13 protein-coding genes and 1 pseudogene are annotated in these 19,689 nt (G+C 71.0%); 7 read left to right on the top strand and 7 right to left on the bottom strand.

Going from position 1 to position 19,689, the window contains the following annotated elements:
• Nucleotides 1-4 precede the first annotated feature (4 nt).
• The 3 genes from WQ56_RS11405 to WQ56_RS11395 form a co-directional block, all read right to left on the bottom strand.
• Nucleotides 5-256, bottom strand: coding sequence for a hypothetical protein (locus tag WQ56_RS11405; protein ID WP_047137243.1), 252 nt, complete (start codon nucleotides 254-256; stop codon nucleotides 5-7).
• Nucleotides 253-1,560 carry an amino acid permease gene (locus WQ56_RS11400; protein ID WP_052772981.1) on the bottom strand — a complete coding sequence of 436 codons (1,308 nt, stop codon included), beginning with the start codon at nucleotides 1,558-1,560 and terminating at the stop codon, nucleotides 253-255. The genes WQ56_RS11405 and WQ56_RS11400 overlap by 4 nt, the downstream gene beginning before the upstream one ends.
• A 73-nt stretch (nucleotides 1,561-1,633) precedes the next feature.
• A complete protein-coding gene (locus tag WQ56_RS11395) occupies nucleotides 1,634-3,136 on the bottom strand; it encodes an amino acid permease (protein ID WP_047137242.1) in 1,503 nt (500 codons plus the stop codon).
• A 242-nt stretch (nucleotides 3,137-3,378) separates the two neighbouring features.
• Between WQ56_RS11395 and WQ56_RS11390 the strand changes: the two genes are divergently transcribed.
• The 3 genes from WQ56_RS11390 to WQ56_RS11380 all read left to right on the top strand — a co-directional run bounded on the left by WQ56_RS11390 (nucleotide 3,379) and on the right by WQ56_RS11380 (nucleotide 10,809).
• A complete protein-coding gene (locus WQ56_RS11390; protein WP_047137241.1) occupies nucleotides 3,379-4,527 on the top strand; it encodes an acyl-CoA dehydrogenase family protein in 1,149 nt (382 codons plus the stop codon).
• A 306-nt stretch (nucleotides 4,528-4,833) separates the two neighbouring features.
• Nucleotides 4,834-9,756 carry an NAD-glutamate dehydrogenase domain-containing protein gene (locus WQ56_RS11385; protein ID WP_047137303.1) on the top strand — a complete coding sequence of 1,641 codons (4,923 nt, stop codon included), beginning with the start codon at nucleotides 4,834-4,836 and terminating at the stop codon, nucleotides 9,754-9,756.
• 285 nt (nucleotides 9,757-10,041) lie between these two features.
• Nucleotides 10,042-10,809 (top strand): NAD kinase, encoded by a 768-nt coding sequence (locus WQ56_RS11380; RefSeq protein WP_047137240.1) that lies wholly within the window; start codon nucleotides 10,042-10,044, stop codon nucleotides 10,807-10,809.
• A gap of 67 nt (nucleotides 10,810-10,876) precedes the next feature.
• On the opposite strand, the gene WQ56_RS19470 is transcribed toward WQ56_RS11380, so the two are convergent.
• Nucleotides 10,877-12,934, bottom strand: coding sequence for a glycosyl hydrolase family 18 protein (locus tag WQ56_RS19470; protein ID WP_343123208.1), 2,058 nt, complete (start codon nucleotides 12,932-12,934; stop codon nucleotides 10,877-10,879).
• 312 nt (nucleotides 12,935-13,246) lie between these two features.
• Entirely contained in the window at nucleotides 13,247-13,684 is a 438-nt protein-coding gene (locus WQ56_RS11370) for a hypothetical protein (protein ID WP_047137239.1), read from the bottom strand.
• Between the two features lie 327 nt (nucleotides 13,685-14,011).
• On the opposite strand from WQ56_RS11370, the gene WQ56_RS11365 reads away from it, so the two are divergent.
• Together WQ56_RS11365 and WQ56_RS11360 are read left to right on the top strand one after the other, a co-directional pair.
• Nucleotides 14,012-14,917, top strand: coding sequence for a 5'-nucleotidase (locus WQ56_RS11365; RefSeq protein WP_047137238.1), 906 nt, complete (start codon nucleotides 14,012-14,014; stop codon nucleotides 14,915-14,917).
• Nucleotides 14,918-14,925: 8 nt separating this feature from the next.
• Nucleotides 14,926-15,732, top strand: coding sequence for a transferase (locus WQ56_RS11360; RefSeq protein WP_156170518.1), 807 nt, complete (start codon nucleotides 14,926-14,928; stop codon nucleotides 15,730-15,732).
• On the opposite strand, the gene WQ56_RS18710 is transcribed toward WQ56_RS11360, so the two are convergent.
• Nucleotides 15,729-16,001: a hypothetical protein gene (locus WQ56_RS18710; RefSeq protein ID WP_156170517.1), complete on the bottom strand. Its 273-nt coding sequence runs from the start codon at nucleotides 15,999-16,001 to the stop codon at nucleotides 15,729-15,731. The two genes, WQ56_RS11360 and WQ56_RS18710, sit on opposite strands and share 4 nt — an antisense overlap.
• A 220-nt stretch (nucleotides 16,002-16,221) precedes the next feature.
• On the opposite strand from WQ56_RS18710, the gene WQ56_RS11350 reads away from it, so the two are divergent.
• Together WQ56_RS11350 and WQ56_RS11345 are read left to right on the top strand one after the other, a co-directional pair.
• Entirely contained in the window at nucleotides 16,222-18,270 is a 2,049-nt protein-coding gene (locus WQ56_RS11350) for a S9 family peptidase (protein WP_197076484.1), read from the top strand.
• Nucleotides 18,271-18,537: 267 nt separating this feature from the next.
• Complete coding sequence (locus WQ56_RS11345; protein ID WP_047137235.1) at nucleotides 18,538-18,996, top strand: PA2169 family four-helix-bundle protein; 459 nt, start codon at nucleotides 18,538-18,540, stop codon at nucleotides 18,994-18,996.
• A 416-nt stretch (nucleotides 18,997-19,412) separates the two neighbouring features.
• Here WQ56_RS11345 and WQ56_RS19095 read toward each other — a convergent pair.
• Nucleotides 19,413-19,689: pseudogene (locus tag WQ56_RS19095) on the bottom strand (IS481 family transposase); the annotation flags it as partial.

Genomic DNA, 19,689 nt, shown 5'->3' with positions numbered 1-19,689 from the left:
CCGGTCAGCGTCGCCAGCGCCAGCGCGGCGGCTCGCCCTTCAGGGCGCAGACCGCGATCAGCAGCGCCGTGGCCAGCGCGAGGCAGCCGAAGAACGCGGCCGGATGGCGCTGCGGTGGAAAGCGCAGCAGCACGACGACGTAGCTTGCGGCGTAGACCCCGAGCACCGCCCAGCCCTGCCAGCGCCGCGGCAGGCCCCAGCCCCAGCCGAACCGCTTGGCCGGGAACCAGTATCCGTCGTCGCCCGGCCGGCTCACGGCGGGCTGCCGGCGTGTGCGCGGCGGCCGAAGCCGCGGTAGCCGGCCCAGGCCAGCAGCGCGATGATCCCGGCGCCCAATAGCGTGTCGACCGGCGTCGACCAGACCAGCAGGCCGCAGGCGAGCAGGGCGCCCATGCCCAGCAGCCGCTCGCGCATGCCCGAGACGTGCACGCGGTTGCCCAGCAGCAGGCTCAGGCCGGCGGCCGCATAGGCCATCACCACCAGCGTCACCGCCATGTTGATGATCGTCTCGAACTGGTTGGCCACCGAGTCGGAGAACGTGGTGAACGCGATCGCGGTCATCGAGATCACCACGATCAGCAACCCGGTGGCGGCCGCGCCATTGGGCAGCAGCCGGCCGAAGATCGACGGCAGGAAGCCGCGCTGGGCCGCGCGCGCGCCCGACTCGCCGGTCACCAGCATCCAGCCGCCGAGCGTGCCGGTGGCCTTGAGCGCGGCGGCCGCGGCGATCACCGGGATCGCCCAGGCGCCGAACATCTGCCCGGCGACCAGCGCGAACGGCGCGCTCGACTGCGCCAGCTGCGCGACCGGCACGATGCCCATCATCAGCACCGACGACACCAGGTAGACCACCCCGGCCAGCACGATGCCGCCGAGCGTGGCGATCGGCACGTTGCGGTCCGGGTCGCGGACCACGCCGGCGACCATCGCGCCGGTCTCCAGGCCGATGAACGCCCAGAACACGACCGACAGCGAGCCGATCGCGACGGCCGCGTCCGACTGCCCACTGACGTTCCAGCCGGCGATGTACAGGTCCGGGTCGAAATGCGCCCAGCCGGCGATCAGGATCGCCGCCACCGGCAGCAGGCCGAACACCACGCAGAACGACTGGAACCGGGCGATGTTGCGCGGGCCCAGCAGGTTCAGCGCGAACATCGCCCAGATCAGCAGCACCTGGCCGGTGACCTGCGCGCCCGGGGTCGCCTCGATCGGCAGCAGGATGATCAGGTAGCCGAACGCGGCGACCGCGATCGCGTTGTTGCCGATCCACGACGACAGCCAGTACAGCGTCGAGGCCAGGAACCCCATGTCGCGGCCGAGCGTCGGGCGGATGTAGTCGTCCGGCGACTCGAGGTCCGGGTACTGCCGCGCCAGCCGCGCGAACGCGCCGCCCAGCGCCACCGCCAGCAGCGTGCCGAGCAGCCACGACAGCGCGGTCACCGCGCCCGAGCGCGCCAGCGTCGCCGGCAGCAGGAAGAAGCCCGAGCCGATCATGTTGTTGGCGACCATGAAGGTCGCCAGCACCGGGCCGATCTTGCGGGCCGTGGACGAGGTGGACATCGCGGGATCTCGCAGTGGCGCGATGCGCCGTATCGGAAACGGACACGGCCCGCACAGGCGGGCCGTGGGCAGCTCAGCGGCCGTTGCGCAGCTTGCTGTGCCGGTAGCCGTAGGTGAAGTAGATCACGAAGCCCACCACCGTCCAGCCCAGCAGCACCATCCAGTTGAGCATCGGCATGATCGCCACCAGCCCGAGGCACGCGAGCACGCCCAGCGTGCCGACGATGTAGACGGCCGGCGTGCGGAACGGGCGGTGCAGCGCCGGCTGCGTGCGGCGCAGCACCATCACGCCCAGGCAGACGGTCGCGAACGCGACCAGCGTGCCCATCGACACCACGTCGCCCAGCAGCTGGATCGGCAGCAGCGCGGCCATGATGGCGGCGATCGCCGCGACCAGCACCGTGCCCTTGTGCGGGGTGCGGAAGCGCTTGTGCACCGCGCCGAAGAACCGCGGCAGCAGCCCGTCCTGGGCCATCGAGAAGAAGATCCGCGGCTGGCCCATCAGCATCACCAGGATCACCGTGGTCAGGCCGGCGATCGCGCCGATCTCCACCAGCGTCTTGAGCCAGGACAGGCTGGGGTAGATCTCCAGCGCGGTCGCCACGGGCTTGGCCGTGCCCAGCGCGGTGTAGGGCACCATGCCGGTCAGCACGGCCGAGACCGCGATGTAGATCAGTGTGCACAGCGCCAGCGAACCGAGGATGCCGATCGGCATGTCGCGCTGCGGGTTCTTGACCTCCTGCGCCGCGGTCGAGACCGCGTCGAAGCCGATGTAGGCGAAGAACACGATCGACGCGCCGCGCAGCACGCCTTCCCAGCCGAAGCGGTCGCCGCCCTGGTTCTCGGGGATGAACGGCAGCCAGTTCTCCGCATTCACGTACTGCGCGCCGAAGGCCAGCAGCAACAGGATCACCACCACCTTGATCGAGACGATGATCGCGTTGGCGGTCGCCGACTGGGTGATGCCCACGTAGCACAGCGTGCCGACCGCGCCGACGATCAGCAGCGCCGGCAGGTTGAACAGCGCGCCGGTCAGCACGAAGCGGCCGAACTCGCAGCTGCCGGCCTGGGCGGCCTCGTGCGTGCAGAAGTTGATCGGCGCCTGGGTCAGCGCCGCGGGCAGGTGGACCCCGAAACTGTCCAGGAAGCTCACGGTGTAGCCCGACCAGCCGACCGCGACCGTCGAGGCCGCGAACAGGTACTCGAGCACCAGGCTCCAGCCCACGAACCACGCCAGCGCCTCGCCCAGCGTGGCGTAGGTGTAGCTGTAGGCGCTGCCCGAGGCCGGGATCATCGCCGCGAACTCCGCGTAGCACAGGCCCGCCATCGCGCAGGCGAAGCCGGCGATGACGAAGCTGAGCATGATCGCCGGGCCGGCGTGGTTGGCCGCCGCCGTGCCGGTGATGACGAAGATGCCCGCGCCGATCACCGCGCCCAGTCCCAGCATCACCAGGTGCTTGGCGGTGAGGGTTCGCTTGAAGCTGGCCTCGCCCGACAGCGCGCCCTCGACCGGCTCGCCGGCGTCGACGTGCGGCTGGGCCTGGATGGGCTTGGTAATCAGCAGGTTCTTGAACATCGGGCTCCCCGGTCTGGTCGGTCGGTCAGGCGCACGAACGGGCGGCTCCCTGCCGATTCCCCCTTCCCGCTGCGGCCCGCGCAAGCGAAGTACCTTGCCAAACGCAGCGTTCCGGCACAAGCAACGGTTCGCGCCGATCGTGGCCACGAACGATGCTGCACTGCGCAACGTCCGCCCACACAGTCGCGAGGCGTTCGTCGCTACAATCGGCGGATTGCCTTGGGTGCAGGAGCGGTGCGGCCGTGGAGTTCGGTTTCAGCGAAGAGCAGTTGATGATCCAGGACGTCGCGCGCCGGATCGCGCAGGAGAAGATCGCCCCCAGTGCCGAGCACTTCGACCGCACCGGCGAATTCCCGCTGGAGAACATCCGCCTGCTGGGCGAGAGCGGGCTGATGGGCATCGAGGTGCCGACCGAGTACGGCGGCGCGGGCATGGACCCGATCGCCTACGTGCTGGCGATGATCGAGATCGCTGCCGGCGACGCCGCGCACTCGACGATCATGTCGGTCAACAACTCGCTGTTCTGCAACGGCATCCTGACCCACGGCACCGAAGACCAGAAGCGCACGTACGTCTCGGCGATCGCCGAGGGGCGCGAGATCGGCGCGTTCGCGCTGACCGAGCCGCAGTCGGGCTCGGACGCGACCGCGATGCGCTGCCGCGCGGTGAAGCAGGCCGACGGCAGCTTCGTCGTCAACGGCAAGAAGAGCTGGATCACCTCCGGCCCGGTCGCCAGGTACTTCGTGCTGTTCGCGATGACCGAGCCCGACAAGGGCGCGCGCGGCGTCACCGCGTTCCTCGTCGACGGCGAGCGTGCGGGCTTCCACCGCGGCAAGACCGAGCCCAAGCTCGGCATCCGCGCCTCGGCCACCTGCGAGATCGAGTTCCAGGACTACGTCGTCCAGCCCGACGAGGTGCTGGGCGAGGAGGGGCAGGGGTTCAAGATCGCGATGGGCGTGCTCGACGCCGGGCGCATCGGCATTGCGTCGCAGGCCATCGGCATCGCCCGCGCCGCGTACGAGGCGACGATCGCCTACGTCAAGGAGCGCAAGGCCTTCGGCCAGCCGATCGGCGCGTTCCAGATGACCCAGGCAAAGATCGCCGACATGAAGTGCAAGCTCGACGCCGCGCTGCTGCTCACGCTGCGCGCGGCCTGGTCGAAGGGCCAAGGCCAGCGCTTCGGCAACGAGGCGGCGATCGCCAAGCTCACCGCGTCCGAGGCCGCGATGTGGATCACCCACCAGGCGCTGCAGATCCACGGCGGCATGGGCTACTCGAAGGAGATGCCGATCGAGCGCTATTTCCGTGACGCCAAGATCACCGAGATCTACGAGGGCACGTCCGAGATCCAGCGGCTGGTCATTGCCCGCAACGAAACCGGGCTGCGCTGAGCGCGTCGTGACCGCCCGGCCCGTCCCCGTCGTGCGTTTCACCGGTCCGCGCCGCCCCGGCGGCTGCGCGGCCGCTTCCGTCGTCCCCGATCCGGCCGCCAGCCGCGCCCTGCGCGGCGCGCCACCCGTCGGTTCCTGTTTCCCTGTCGGCCCGCGTGAGAACGCGGGCCTCATTGCATCGGACCCATCGTCGTCATGAGCACATCCCGCAAGACCGGTACCCCCTCCTCGAAACGCAAGGCCGCGGCCGCCAAGCCGGCGGCCCCGCGCAAGCGCGCCAAGGCCCGCGACACCGACGCCAGCGTCATGCCCGCGCCGCCCAGGCGCGTCGGCGCCGGGCTGCTGGATCCGATCTTCGAGGCCGTGCGCCGCCGCGCCGGCAAGGCCGCGCAACGCGGCGCCGACGCCTTCGCGCAGGGCTTCTACCGGCGCATGACCGAGGAGGAGCTTCCGCTGCACAGCGCCGACGGCTGGGCCGCGCTGGCCGCCGATCTGTTCGACTTCGCCGCGCGCCGCAAGCCCGGCACCGCGAACGTGCGCCTGTTCAACCCGGTGCAGGGCACCCACGGCTGGGAATCGCCGCACACCGTGCTGCAGATCGTCAACGACGACATGCCGTTCCTGGTCGACTCGGTGACCATGGCGCTGGCCGAGCGCAGCGTCGGCGTGCACGTGCTCGGGCACCCGGTGCTGCACATCGCGCGCGACCGCGCGGGCCGGCTGACCGGCGTGGGCGAGGGCGACGCCGAATCGGTGATGCACCTGGAGATCGACCGCCAGACGCCGGAGGAAAGCGCACGCATCGAGCAGGTCGTGCGCCGCGTGCTCGAGGACGTGCGCGCGATCGTCGCCGACTGGGGCCCGATGCGCGAGAAGATGCAGGAGGTCGCCGCCGACCTCGTCTTGCGGCCGATGCCGGTCGCCGACGCCAGCCGGCGCGAGGCGCAGGAGTTCCTGCGCTGGGCTGCCAGCGACCACTTCACGTTCTTCGGCTACCGCGAGTACAAGGTGCGCCGCAAGGGCGGCGACGGCGTGCTCGAGGCGGTGCCCGACAGCGGCCTGGGCCTGCTGCGCACGCCGGCCGCGGTCAAGTCGCGTCCGCTCAGCGAACTCGGCGCCGACGCGCTGCGCCGCGCGGGCGAGGTCGATGCGCTGATCCTCACCAAGACCAGCGCCCGCTCGACCGTCCACCGCCCCGGCTACATGGACTACATCGGCGTGCTGCGCTACGACGCCAAGGGCCAGGTGGTCGGCGAGCAGCGCTTCCTCGGCCTCTACACCTCCAGCGCCTACACCCGCCGGCCGTGGGACATCCCGCTGGTGCGCGAGCGCTTCGAGCACGTGATGAGCGAGTCGGGCCTCAAGCCGACCGGCCACAGCGGCAAGACCCTCAAGCACCTGCTCGAGACGCTGCCGCGCGACGAGCTGTTCCAGTCCACGCCCGACGAACTGTTCCGCCTGGGCACGGGCATCCTCGGCCTGCAGGAGCGCGTGCGCAGCCGGTTGTTCCTGCGCCGCGACCGCTACGGCCGCTTCTACTCGGTGCTGGTGTACATCCCGCGCGACCGCTTCAACACCGACGTGCGCCACCGCGTCGAGGACATGCTGCGCGAGACGATGCAGGCCGACCACGTCGATGCGCACGTGGTGCTGGGCGAATCGCCGCTCGCCCAGCTGCACCTTATCGTGCGCCCGCGCGCCGGCGTGCAGGGCGAGGTCGACCAGGCCGCGCTGGAGCAGGCGCTGCAGAAGATCGTGCGCAACTGGCACGACGACCTGCGCGACGAACTCGTGCGCCGCCACGGCGAAGGCGAAGGCCTGCGCCTGGCCGGCCGCCTGGGCCGCGGGCTGTCGGCCGCCTACATCGAGTTCGCGTCGCCGGCCGTCGCCGCGACCGACGTCGAGAAGCTCGCCGCAGCCCAGGGCAGCGGCGCGCTGCAGCTGAGCTTCTACAATCAGGTCACGTCGCCGACCGGGGACACGCTGCTGCACTTCAAGCTCTACCGCAGCGGCCAGCACCTGCCGTTGTCGGAGGTGCTGCCGGTGATGGAGAACCTCGGCCTGCGCGTCATCGCCGAGAACCCCACGCGCCTGACCGTCGACGGCACCGCGCTGTTCATCCAGGACTTCTTCGTCGAGACCCTGGCCGCGAACGTCGACATCGACGCACGCGCGCCCGCGTTCACCGAGGCCTTCGACCGTGTGTGGCGCGGCGATGCCGAGAACGACGGCTTCAACCGCCTGATCCTCGCCGCCGACCTCGACTGGCGCCAGGTCGCGATGCTGCGTGGCTACTGCAAGTACCTGCAGCAGGTCGGCGTGCCGTTCTCGCAGGCCTACGTCGAGGACACCCTGGGCCGCTACCCGCTGCTGGCCCGCCTGCTGGTGGAGGTGTTCGAGGCCCGTTTCGACCCGGCCACCGGCCGCGAGAGCCGCGCGCAGATCGCCGCGGGCGTCGAGGCGCTGTCGAGCCAGCTCGGCGCGCTGTCGGGCGACGAGGCCACGCTCGCGCTGCTGCAGCCGGTGCTCGATGCCCGCGCCGGCGACCGCGACGCGCAGTACGACGCGGCGCGCGCCGCGCTCAAGGGCCTGCTCGACCGCGTTTCCAGCCTCGACGAGGACCGCATCCTGCGCAGCTACCTGGGCGTGATCGACGCGACCTTGCGCACCAGCTACTACCAGCGCACGCCAGAAGGCGCGGTGCGCGACACGATCGCCTTCAAGTTCGATTCGGCGCGCGTGCCCGAGCTGCCCAAGCCGCGCCCGTACCGCGAGATCTTCGTCTACGGCCCGCGCGTGGAGGGCATCCATCTGCGCTTCGGCCCGGTCGCCCGTGGCGGCCTGCGCTGGTCGGACCGCCGCGAGGACTTCCGCACCGAGGTGCTGGGCCTGGTCAAGGCGCAGATGGTCAAGAACACCGTCATCGTGCCGGTCGGCTCGAAGGGCGGCTTCATCGTCAAGCGGCCGCCGGCCGGCGGCGACCGCGACGCGCTGTTCGCCGAGGGCGTCGCCTGCTACACGCTGTTCATCAACGGCCTGCTCGACATCACCGACAACATCGTCGACGGCGACATCGTCCCGCCGCGCGACGTGGTGCGCCACGACGACAACGACCCGTACCTGGTCGTCGCCGCCGACAAGGGCACCGCGACGTTCTCCGACATCGCCAACGGCATCGCCCGCGAGCACGGTTTCTGGCTCGACGACGCGTTCGCGTCCGGCGGTTCGGTCGGCTACGACCACAAGGGCATGGGCATCACCGCGCGCGGCGCGTGGGAGTCGGTCAAGCGCCACTTCCGCGCGCTGGGCCGCAACTCGCAGACCCAGGACTTCACCGCGGTCGGCGTGGGCGACATGTCCGGCGACGTGTTCGGCAACGGCATGCTGCTCAGCGAGCACATCCGCCTGGTCGCCGCGTTCGACCACCGCCACATCTTCATCGATCCCGATCCGGACGCCGCGCGCTCGTTCGTCGAGCGCCAGCGCCTGTTCGCATTGCCGCGGTCGAGCTGGGCGGACTACGACACCGGGCTGATCGGCAAGGGCGGCGGCGTGTGGCCGCGCAGCGCCAAGTCGATCCCGCTGTCGAAGGAGGCCCGCGCCGCGCTGGGCATCGACGGCGACGTCACCGCGCTCAGCCCCAACGAGCTGATGTCGGCGATCCTGCGCGCGCCGGTCGACCTGCTGTGGAACGGCGGCATCGGCACCTACGTCAAGGCGTCGTCGGAGAGCCACGCCGATGTCGGCGACCGCGCCAACAACCCGCTGCGCGTCGACGGCCGCGACCTGCGCTGCAGGATCGTGGGCGAGGGCGGCAACCTGGGCATGACCCAGCTCGGCCGCATCGAGGCCGCGCAGCACGGCGTGCTGCTCAACACCGACTTCATCGACAACTCGGCGGGCGTGGACACCTCCGACCACGAGGTCAACATCAAGATCCTGCTCAATGCCGTCGTGCAGTCGAAGAAGCTCACGGTGCCGGCGCGCAACAAGCTGCTGGCCTCGATGACCGACGAGGTCGCGGGTCTGGTGCTGTGGGACAACTACCGCCAGAACCAGGCGCTGAGCCTGATGGAGCGCATGAGCGTCGCGCGGCTGGGCTCCAAGCGGCACTTCATCCGCACGCTCGAGGCGCAGGGCCTGCTCGACCGGCAGATCGAGTTCCTGCCGTCCGACGCCGAGCTGTCCGAGCGCAAGGCCAAGGGCCTGGGCCTGACCCGGCCCGAGCTCGCGGTGCTGCTGTCGTACTCCAAGCTCGTCGCCTTCGACCAGATGCTCGATTCCGACATCCCCGAGGACCCGTACCTGTCGCGCGAGCTGCAGCGCTATTTCCCCGCGCCGCTGCAGAAGAAGTACGCCGCGGTCATGGAACAGCACCGCCTCAAGCGCGAGATCATCGCCACGGCCGTCACCAACCAGATGATCAACCGCATGGGCGCGACGTTCCTGCTGCGCATGCAGGAGGACAGCGGCCGGTCGCCGGGCGAGGTGGCCAAGGCGTTCACGATCACCCGCGAGACGATCGAGGCGCGCGCGCTGTGGAACCGGATCGACGCGCTCGACGGCACCGTGCCCGAGGCCGTGCAGGTCGACGCGCTGCAGGTGATCTGGAACCTGCAGCGGGCCTTCACCCGCTGGCTGCTGGCGCGCGCGGGCGCGATCCCGGACATCACCACGGCCGTCGAGCGCTACCACGACGGCTTCCACGCCATCCGCAACGGCAGCCAGATCATCGCCGACAGCCAGCGCGCCGAGCACGACGCCAGCCTGCAGGTATGGCGCGACAAGGGCGTGCCGGAGGATCTGGCCGAACAGCTCGCGGCGCTTCCGTACCTGGAGGCGGCATGGGACATCGTCGAGGTCGCCAGCGAGACGCGGCGCAAGCCGATCGACGTCGCGCGCGTGCACTTCCGCCTCGGCGAGGCGCTCAACCTGCCGTGGCTGACCGCGCAGATCGACGCGCTCGAGGTCGACGGCCGCTGGCACGCCGTCGCCCGCGGCGTGCTGCGCGAGGACCTCGGCCAGCAGCACCGCATCCTCGTCGGCCAGGTGCTGGCGATGCCCGGCGACACGCCCGAGGAGAAGGTCCGCACCTGGCTGGAACGCGACGACCAGACGCTGCGCTTCACGCTCGCGATGCTGGCCGAGCTGGCCGCGCAGAAGACGCTCGACTACGCGACCGTGTCGGTCGCGGTGCAGCGCGTCTCCCAGCTCGTCCAGCGCAGCTGAAGGCACGGGGAGGGCGCACGGGCGTCCTCCCTGTTCGAGCGCGCGTCCGTTGCAGGTGCGGTCTGCGTTCGGGAGGCCTGCTTGTCGAACCCGCCACGCGAAACGTGCGCGGCGTGGTTGAGAAGGTGCACCGGCCCGTCGTCGCATCCGTGTCCAGCGCCTGCCGGGTGCCGTGACCACCAAGCGGATATCGGGCCGCGACTGGGCGCGGTACCCGGCAGGCGCCTGCGGAAGCCGTCCCGCCTGCGCTAAGCTGCGCGCCGACGTTCCCGTACCGGCCCGCCGATGACCGCAACGCCCCGCATCGCCTTCGTCGCCAGCCAGACCGCCGACGCCCAGGAGGCGCTGCGCGTGCTCGGCGCCGAGCATGGCCAGTGCGATCCGGCGGATGCCGACGTGCTGGTGCCGCTGGGCGGCGACGGCTTCATGCTGCAGACGCTGCATCGCCACGGCCACCTCGGCAAGCCGGTCTACGGCATGAAGCTGGGCACCGTGGGCTTCCTGATGAACCAGCATCGGCAGGGCGACCTGCTGGCGCGCATCGCCGCCGCCCAGCCGGCGGTGCTGCATCCGCTGGAGATGCTGGCCGAGACCGAATCGGGCGCCACCGTTTCCTCGCTCGCGTACAACGAGGTCTCGCTGCTGCGCCAGACCCGCCAGGCCGCGCACATGCGCATCGAGCTCAACGGCGTCACGCGCCTGGAGGAGCTCGTCGGCGACGGCGTCATCCTCTCCACCGCCGCCGGCAGCACGGCCTATAACTTCTCCGCGCACGGCCCGATCCTGCCGCTGGGCGCGGGCATCGTCGCGCTGACGCCGATCGCCCCGTTCCGCCCGCGCCGCTGGCGCGGCGCCATCCTGCGCGCCGAGACCGAGGTTCGCTTCCGCGTGCTCGATTCCTACAAGCGTCCGGTCAGCGCGACCGCCGACTCGCACGAGGTCCGCGACGTCGTCCAGGTCACGGTGCGCGAATCCGAACGCACCGTGACCCTGCTGTTCGATCCCGAGCACAATCTCGAGGAACGCATCCTCAGCGAGCAGTTCGTGGTGTGAGCCGCATGGGCGCCCGTCGCGCCCATGCGCGCCGGCGGATCCTTCCCTGGACCCGCCCGACGCGGCTTCAGCGCAGGCCCTGCTCGATCGCCCGGGTCAGCGTGCCGCTGCTGTCGTCGCCGCTGAACTCCCAGAAGAACGCGCCGCCCAGGCCCTGCGCCTTCACGTAGGCCATCTTCTCGGCGATCAGCGCCGGATCGTCGAACGACCAGAACGTCGTGCCGTTGTAGATCCACTGCGCGCGTGCGGTCTGGTCCACGAAGCGCGGCCAGCCGAGCGTCTTGAGCACCTTCCAGTCCTCGATGCCGGCCTCGTACGTGCCCGGCGCCGCGGTGCCGGTCTGGTACAGCCCGTTGTTGGCGTTGGGGACGTTGGTCCAGCCGCGTCCGTAGTAGCCGATGCCGAGGTTGAGCTTGGACGCCGGCACGCCGAGGTCCAGGAACGCCTGGATCGCATCGTCGGTGTTGTACAGGCGCACGTCGCCGGTGGACGGATCGCTCGGCGATGCGAACAGCGCCGAATGGTGGTTGGTGCGCGGCTCCCATCCGCCGTGGAAGTCGTAGGTCATCACGTTGATGTAGTCCAGCGACGGGTGGTAGAGGTTCGGGTCGGTGACGCGGATCTTGTCGACGCCCGCGCCCACGGCCACCGTCAGCAGCAGCCCCGGCCGCACCGCGTCGAGCTGGCGGCGGAACTCGGCCAGCAGCGCGGTGAAGTTCTGCCGGTCCTCGGCCGTGCCGCAGGCGATGCCGCAGGCCACCGGGTACTCCCAGTCGATGTCGATGCCGTCGAACACGCCGGCCGCCGCCGCCGTGCCGCCGGCGCCGTCGGTCACCGGCAGGTTGCCGCGCACGTAGGCGTCGATGCACGAGGCGACGAAGGCCTGGCGGTTCTCGGGCCGCGCGGCCTGCGAGAACCCGCGCGACCACGTCCAGCCGCCGAGCGAGATCAGCACCTTCAGCCCGGGATGGCGGGCCTTGAGCTTGCGCAGCTGGTTCCAGTTGCCGCGCAGCGTCTGGTCCCAGGTGTCGGCCACGCCGTCGACGCTCTCGGCCGCCGAGAACGCCTTGGTGTAGTCGGCGAAGGCGTCGCCGCCGGCGCCGGTGTTGGGATCGGATGGCTGGGTGACGCCGACCTCGCAGCGATTGTTGCGCACGTTGCCGAACGCGTAGTTGATGTGCGTGAGCCGGGCGGCCGAGCCGCTGGTCTCGATGTCGCGCACGCGGTAGTTGCGGCCGTAGATGCCCCACTGGGTGAAGTAGCCGATCACCCGCTTGTCGCCGCCGGCGTTCGCCGTGGCCGTGCGTGCGACGATCTCCGGCGAGGACGCCGAGGCGTTGCCGCTGCGGTCGCGCGCCCGCACCCGGTAGGTATAGGCGGTGTTGGCCGACAACGGGCTGTCGGTGTACCCGGTCGCGGTGGGCGAGCCGACGATCTGGCCGTTGCGATAGACGTCGTAGCCGGCGACGCCGCTGCCGCCGACGTTGTCGGTGGACGCCGACCACGCCAGCGTGATGCTCGCCGCCGTCTGCTGCGTCGTCCGCAGGGCGGTCGGCACGCTGGGCGGCACGGTATCGGGCCCGGTACCGCCGCCGACGGTGATCGTCACCGGCGCCGACGTGGCGGTCGCGCCGCGGTCGTCGGTCGCCACCGCGGTCAGGACGTGCTGGCCGGCCGTCGCGTTCTGCCAGGCGAGCGCGTAGGGCGCGCTGGTGTCCGTGCCCAGCGGCACGGCGCCGCGGAAGAACTGCACCGACGCGATCGTGCCATCGTTGTCATTGGCGTTCGCCGTGATCGTGACCGTCGCGCCGGTGGCGAAGGTCGCGCCCTGCGCCGGGGCCGTGAGCGCCACCGTCGGCGGCTGGTTGGCGGCGCCGCCGCTGCAGGTGCCCAGGTCCTGGTACCAGCCGCAGGAGGGGCAGTAGTCGGGTGCGGCGTTCCAGATCTGAGTGCGCGCCTGGTAGAGGCGGTTCTGGTAGGTCAGGCGGTCGCCCGGGTTGTAGACGGTGCTGGCATTCCACGCGGGAACGCCTGCACAGGCGGCGGTTTGCGCCTGCGCGCCGGTGGCCGCGCCGGCCGAGGCCAGCAGGCACAGCGACAGTGCGGCGAGTCTGCGGTGCATCATGACGAAGTCTCCCTTTCCGATGCCGAGTGAAGCCGGCGCCTGGCCGCGGGCGGAGGTCCGCCCGTGGTGCGCAGCGCCGACCGGATGCCCTTTCCGCCGCCTCCTGCGGCGCAGGGGGCAGCGGAAATCGGTACGGGGTCGGGACAGGGATGCCGGCCGCCATGTGCGGCCGGAAAGACAACGTTGTCAACGGCAGATGCCGGGAATGCGAAGACAGTCACGGTTGCGCGTGTCCAGCGCCGTCTGCGCCCTGTATTCATGACGCAGTGCAGCGCCGGCGATCGCAACGCCGGCGCGCACCGACGGTACGGGCTATCCCGGTGACTGCACGTCGCCGACGACGAAGTACGGCGGTCCGCAAGCCGCGCCGGCGCGGGCATCCACGACCTCCGGCCCCAGCGCTTCGACCTGCCCGCCGCCCAGCACGAGCGGCGTCCCGAACCGGAAGCGTCGGTCGTGGGTGGTGTCGTGGATCCCCATCGCGCGATCGCCCTCGGTCCACAACGCGAACGTCCGTGGCAGCACCACGCGAGAACTCACCTCGCCCGTGCGCACGACGATGCAGCCGCGTTCGATCGCCAGGATGCCCTTGCGTTGGGCCGTCAACGCAACTGCGTCCGGGTCGTGGCGCGCGGTCAGCACCGTCACGCCGGACGCAGGGACGCCGCCCCCGGTCGTCGGTGTGCCGGTGGACGTGCAGGCGCAAACGGCCATCGCGAAGGCGACGGTGACGGCGATGTTCCAGGACATGGGCCGGATGCTCGCGTTCGGGGGGCCAATCGTGCCAGCGCGATGGTTGTCGCGCCGTCCCGGGCCATTGAAGGCGCGGTTAAGCGCGAAGTCGACGCATCCGTATCGCAACGGCTGGATCGATTCCCCTGGCCCTGGAACGGCGCGGCAAACGGGCGCGCCATGGGCCACGGACAGGCGGCGTCGGAGGCCGATGCGGCGCGCAGGGCTGGCATAATTCGCGGTCAGCCCGCGATGCATGCGGTGCGGCGGCGCCGGCCGCCGTCCCGTTCCGATCTTCCCTGTGGGCGGAGAAGCGTCGTCCCCCTAAGCCCGCGAAATCCTTCCATGCCCGACACCACCGTTCCCACGCTGACCGTCGCGATCTCCTCGCGGGCGCTGTTCGACCTGGAGGACAGCCACGCGCTGTTCGAGAGCGACGGCATTGACGCCTACGCCGAGCACCAGCGGGCGCACGAGGACGACGTGCTGGAGCCGGGCATCGCGTTCCCGCTGGTGCGCAAGCTGCTGGCGCTGAACGTCGACGCGCCGGCCGATGCGCCGCGCGTGGAGGTGATCCTGCTGTCGCGCAACTCCGCCGATACGGGGCTGCGGATCTTCAACTCGATCCAGCACCACGGACTGGGCATCATCCGCGCGACGTTCACCTCGGGCGAGCCGACCTGGCCGTACATCAAGCCGTTCGGCACGCAGCTGTTCCTGTCGGCCAATCCCGATTCGGTGCGCCGGGCGCTGGAGAACGGCATCGCGGCGGCGACGATCATCCCGGCGCGTGCGCCGGCGCACCGCAACGACCAGTTGCGTATCGCCTTCGACGGCGATGCGGTGATCTTCGGCGACGAGGGCGAGCGGCTGTCGCAGGAAGGCGGGCTGGACGCGTTCCACAAGCACGAACGCGAACGCGCGCGCGAGGAGATGACCGGCGGGCCGTTCCGCGGCTTCCTGGCCGCGCTGCACGACCTGCAGGCGGCGTACCCGGCCGGCAAGGACGCGCCGATCCGCACCGCGCTGGTCACCGCGCGCTCGGCGCCCGCGCACGAGCGCGTCATCCGGACGCTGCGCGCCTGGGGCGTGCGCCTGGACGAGGCGCTGTTCCTGGGCGGACGGCCGAAGGGGCCGTTCCTGGATGCGTTCGGGGCGGACATCTTCTTCGACGACTCGCAGCACAACATCGATTCGGCGCGGCCGCACGTCGCCGCCGGGCACGTGCCGCACGGCTGGTCCAACCGCTGAGCGCCGGCATGGGGCAGGGGAACGGGGCGGTGCGGCCCGGGTGGTGGGATCGCTGGCTGGCGCGTTGGCGCGGTGCGCCGCAGCGGCCGTACGTGCGCCGGCACGAGGGGTTCACGTCGCTGCAGTTCGTGCGGCGGCAGACGCAGAGCCGCATGGTCAGCGGCGATCCCGACCGCCTGCTGGTCGACTACACGCGCACGATGTTCGCCACGCTGCTGTGGCGGCCGGCGCCCGCGATGCTGGGCATGATCGGGCTGGGCGGCGGTTCGCAGGCGAAGTTCGCCCATCGCCACCTGCCGGGCACGCGCATCGAGGTGGTCGAGAACAACCCGCACGTGGTCGCGCTGCGCGGGGAGTTCGGCGTGCCGGACGACGACGCGCGGCTCGAGGTCGTCGTCGACGACGGCGCGCGGTTCGTCGCCGCACGCACGGGCCGCTTCGACGTGCTGCTGGTCGACGGCTACGACGAGCACGGCATTCCCGCCGCGCTGTCGAGCCAGGCGTTCTACGACGACTGCCGCGACGCGCTGGCCGCCGGCGGCGTGCTGGCCTGCAACCTGTACGTGCGCAATCCCGAGACGCACGTCGCGCGGCTGCGGCAGGCATTCGGCGAGGCGCAGGTGCTGGTGGTCGACGAGCCGAAGATGAGCAATCGGGTCGCGTTCGCGTGGCGCGGCGTAGCGCCTGCGCTGGATGCCGAGGCGCTGGTGGCGCGGGTGCCGGCGACGGTGCGTGAGCTGCTGCCCGAGGTGTTTCCGCGGATCGCGGCGCGCATCGTGCGCCATCGCGCGCTCGGCGGGCGCCGCCCGGGCTAGTCGCGCCGCGCCGGCATCGGCAGGTAGGTCTGGACGATCTCCACCCGCGCCGCGACGCGCGCGATGCCGGCCAGCGTGGCCTCCGCGCCCTGGTCGCGCATCGCGCGGCCCACCTGCGCCACCGACAGCAGCATCAGCGCATGGACCTGTTCGAGCGTGCGCCGGGGCAACGCATCGCAGCGGTCCAGGTGCCGGGGATCGACGCCGAAGACGCGACAGCGCCAGGCCAGTTCGCGGTTGGTGGCCTCCAGGCTTCGTTCGAATCGCATGCCGCGCATCGCACACTCCGGTCGCATCGTCGCCGCGACGGCCTGGATCGTGTGCATCGACATTCGCAGCCGGACAGCAGGGACGGGGCTGCAGCTCGACTGTGAGTGTAGACCTGAATGCGCCTTTCGAACCGACGCGTCGTGCATCGCTGCGTTGCGCGTTGCGTGCGCTCCACAACCCGGTCAAAGTCGCGGACTGTCATTTTTCCGGGGAATCCGAATGCGACGTTGGATGGTAGGGATCGTCTGTGCGCTGGTGCTGGCGACCGGAGCGCCGGTCGCGGCCGCCACCGGCCAGGGCGCCGGCATGACGCTGGAACAGGTGGCGCGCACGCGCACGGCGAGCCAGGCGGCGATCAGCCCCGATGGCGCCGAGGTGGCCTACGTGCTGTCGGTGCCGCGCACGCTGGGCACCGACCCGGACGGCCCGGCCCGCGGCGAACTGCACGTGGTGGACCGCGCCGGCAACGACCGCGGCTTTGTGACCGGCAAGGTCGACGTGACCGCGCCGCGCTGGCTGCCCGACGGCCAGGCGATCGCCTACCTGACCAAGCGCGAGGGCGATGCGACGCGCCGTCTGTACACGATCCCGCTGCGCGGCGGCGAGTCGACGGCGGTCGCGCACCTGGCCGGCGACATCGCCAGCTTCGACCTTTCGCCCGATGGCCGCCGCGCCGCGCTGCTGGCCGCGCGGCTCGAGGACGAGGCCCGCAAGCGACTGCGCGAGCAGGGCTTCTCGCAGAAGGTCTACGAGGAGGACTGGCGTCCGGTGGAACTGTGGATCGCCGAACTGGGCGGCAGCGCGCCGCCGCGCAGGCTGGCGATCGAAGGCAGCGTGCGCACCGTGCGCTGGAGCCCGGCCGGCGACCGCCTGGCGGTGGTCGTGGCCCCGCGTCAGCTCACCGACGACATGATGGTCGATGCGCGCGTGCGCATCTATTCGGTGGACGGCCGCGAACTGGGTCGCGTCGACAACCCCGGCAAGCTCGGCGAGATCGCCTGGAGCCCGGATGGCGGGCACCTGGCGATCGTCTCGGCCGCCGACGCCAACGATCCGAGCGAAGGCCGGCTGACCGTCGTCGGCAAGGACGGCGGCGTGCAACGCGACCTGCTGCCCGGCCTCGAAGGCCACGTCTGGCACGTGGGCTGGCGCGATGCGGCGACGCTGGTGTTCCTGAGCCAGGAAGGCGTGCAGAGCCGCCTGGCCGAGATCGGTGTCGACGGCAGCGGCCAGCGCACGCTGCTGCCGGCCGCAGGCCCCGTGCACATGGGCCTGAGCGTGGCGCGCAACGGCGACGTCGCGCTGGTCGGCAGCACGCCGGCGCACCCTTCCGAGGTCTTCCACCTGGCCGCCGGCAGCTCCGAGCCGCGGCGGCTGACCGACAGCAATCCGTGGCTCGCCGACGTGCGCCTGGCCCGCCAGGAGATCGTGCGCTATACCGCGCGCGACGGCCTCGAACTCGAGGGCCTGCTGGTGCATCCGCTCGAACGCCGCGGCAACGCGCGGGTGCCGCTGGTGGTGGTCGTGCACGGCGGACCGGAATCGCACAACGTCAACGGCTGGCTCAACAGCTACGCGCAGCCGGCGCAGACGCTGGCCGCGCAGGGCTTCGCGTCGTTCTTCCCCAACTACCGCGCCAGCACCGGCCGTGGCGTGGCGTTCTCCAAGCTCGACCACGGCCGGCCGGGCAGGGAGGAGTTCGACGACCTCGTCGATGGCGTGGACCACCTGGTCGAGATCGGCCTGGTGGACCGCGACCGGGTCGGCATCACCGGCGGCTCCTACGGCGGCTACGCCAGCGCCTGGGGCGCCACGTACTACAGCGAGCGCTTCGCCGCCTCGGTGATGTTCGTCGGCATCTCCGACCAGGCCAGCCTGGTCACCACCGGCGACATCCCGCGCGAGCAGTACCAGGTGCATATGCAGACCTGGCCGTGGGAGAGCCCGGAGATGTACCGCCAGGCCAGCCCGATCACGCACGCGCAGAAGTCGCGCACGCCGACGCTGATCCTGCACGGCGAAGCCGACCCCCGCGTGCCGGTGATGCAGTCCTACATGCTGTACCGCTACCTCAAGCTGGCCGGCCAGGCCCCGGTGCGGCTGGTGCTGTACCCCGGCGAGGGCCACGGCAACAGCCGCGGCGCCTCCCGCTACGACTACTCGCTGCGGCTGGTGCAGTGGATGACCCACTACCTGACCGGCCCCGACGGCGAGCCTCCTGCCTACGAGATCGACTACGCCCTGCCGAAGGCGGACGCCGCGCGCTGAGGCGCCCATCGCGTCACGTCGCCCTCCCCGCATGCGGGGAGGGGCGCTCGAGCGGGCAGGCCGGGACGATGCGGGGTCGCGTTGGGCGACGGGGGCGACGCCCCCATTCACACGATCGTCGCCCACGCGTCACGTGTCCTTGCCGGCACCGTCGATAGGGTGGCGCCTATCGATCCACGACGGCGTCCGACGACGCCCCGCCTGGACGATGCGCACCGCGACCACGCGATCGCGCCGCGCCAACCCCCATTCGCACTGGAGAGCAAGATGACCAACAAGTCCGCGCACACGCTCAACGACCTCATCGCCATCGCCCGCGACGGCAAGGATTTTTACGAGGAAGCCGCGCAGAAGGTCGACGACGCCGAGCTCAAGACCTTGTTCTCGCGCATCGCCGCGCACAAGTCGCAGCTGGTCACCGACCTGAGCGCCGCGGTCCAGGCCGTCGGCGGCAAGCCGGAGACCTCCGGCACCATGGTCGGCAGCCTGCAGCAGTTCTACGGCAAGGTCCGCGCCGCGTTCGGCGACAAGGAATACGGCTACGTCGCCGAGCTCGAAGAGTCGGAAGACCGCCTGCTCGAGGCCTTCGACGAGGCCGCCCGCGACGCCGACACGCCGCCGGCCGCCCGTGATGTCGTCACCCGCCTGCTGCCGGAGGTCCGCGCGACCCACGATGAACTGCGCGCCCGCAAGCATGCGCTGAAGGACATCAAGGATCGCAGCTGATCCGATGCACGGCTGCGAGCGCGGCCACGATCAAGTGACACAAAGACCCCGGCGCAAGCCGGGGTCTTTTTTGGGTCAACGTCAGGCGCGTAGACGCGCGTGTTCTTCCGCGTGGTCGGCCGGCCCCCACCCAACCCTCCCCCGCAGGCGGGGGAGGGCTTCGGTGGCTCTTCGGGCAGATTGCAGCGACGTGTCCAGCGCCCGCCGGGTGTCGCGACGACCAAGCGGATGTCGGGCCGCGACTCGGCGCGGTACCCGGCGGGCGCACGCGCATGCATCGCGCTGTCAAGAACGACGTGGGGCGCCAGGAAAAGCGCGCCGGCGTCTTCGACATGGCCGCCGGCCCCCACCCAACCCTCCCCCGCTGTACAGACCGGAGACAAGGTGGACACCTGTTCGGAGACATGGTGGACGGGTCATGCGAGGGCGCGCCCCGCGTTCACTTGCCCGGTGGCCAGGTCGATCCTGGCCACTCGACACGTGCTCCAGTACACCTCGTAGCGTCCGTCCTCCAGAGTTGGGCGGATCGCCACACGCTCGCCCACGAACGCCTTGCCCACCTTCCAGTTCTGCCCTCGCCAGGCGATGCGGCCATGTTCGTGCACGAGCCGCACCTCGTCCCTGTTGCCGTATTCAGGCGGTGCCGGATGCTCGACGTAGTCCCGTGCGCTAGGGCGATAGCGATCGACCGGC

The sequence above is a fragment of the Luteimonas sp. FCS-9 genome (assembly GCF_001014645.1).
Lineage (GTDB): Bacteria > Pseudomonadota > Gammaproteobacteria > Xanthomonadales > Xanthomonadaceae > Luteimonas.
This window is presented reverse-complemented; position numbering and strand designations above follow the sequence as displayed.

Bases quoted from the DNA above. Each gene is read 5' to 3' on its own strand.
- WQ56_RS11400 (WP_052772981.1), bottom strand. From the start codon at position 1,560: ATGTCCACCTCGTCCACGGCCCGCAAGATCGGCCCGGTGCTGGCGACC.
- WQ56_RS11395 (WP_047137242.1), bottom strand. From the start codon at position 3,136: ATGTTCAAGAACCTGCTGATTACCAAGCCCATCCAGGCCCAGCCGCAC.
- WQ56_RS11385 (WP_047137303.1), top strand. From the start codon at position 4,834: ATGCCCGCGCCGCCCAGGCGCGTCGGCGCCGGGCTGCTGGATCCGATC.
- WQ56_RS11380 (WP_047137240.1), top strand. From the start codon at position 10,042: ATGACCGCAACGCCCCGCATCGCCTTCGTCGCCAGCCAGACCGCCGAC.
- WQ56_RS19470 (WP_343123208.1), bottom strand. From the start codon at position 12,934: ATGATGCACCGCAGACTCGCCGCACTGTCGCTGTGCCTGCTGGCCTCG.
- WQ56_RS11370 (WP_047137239.1), bottom strand. From the start codon at position 13,684: ATGTCCTGGAACATCGCCGTCACCGTCGCCTTCGCGATGGCCGTTTGC.
- WQ56_RS11365 (WP_047137238.1), top strand. From the start codon at position 14,012: ATGCCCGACACCACCGTTCCCACGCTGACCGTCGCGATCTCCTCGCGG.
- WQ56_RS11360 (WP_156170518.1), top strand. From the start codon at position 14,926: ATGGGGCAGGGGAACGGGGCGGTGCGGCCCGGGTGGTGGGATCGCTGG.
- WQ56_RS18710 (WP_156170517.1), bottom strand. From the start codon at position 16,001: ATGCGATTCGAACGAAGCCTGGAGGCCACCAACCGCGAACTGGCCTGG.
- WQ56_RS11350 (WP_197076484.1), top strand. From the start codon at position 16,222: ATGCGACGTTGGATGGTAGGGATCGTCTGTGCGCTGGTGCTGGCGACC.
- WQ56_RS11345 (WP_047137235.1), top strand. From the start codon at position 18,538: ATGACCAACAAGTCCGCGCACACGCTCAACGACCTCATCGCCATCGCC.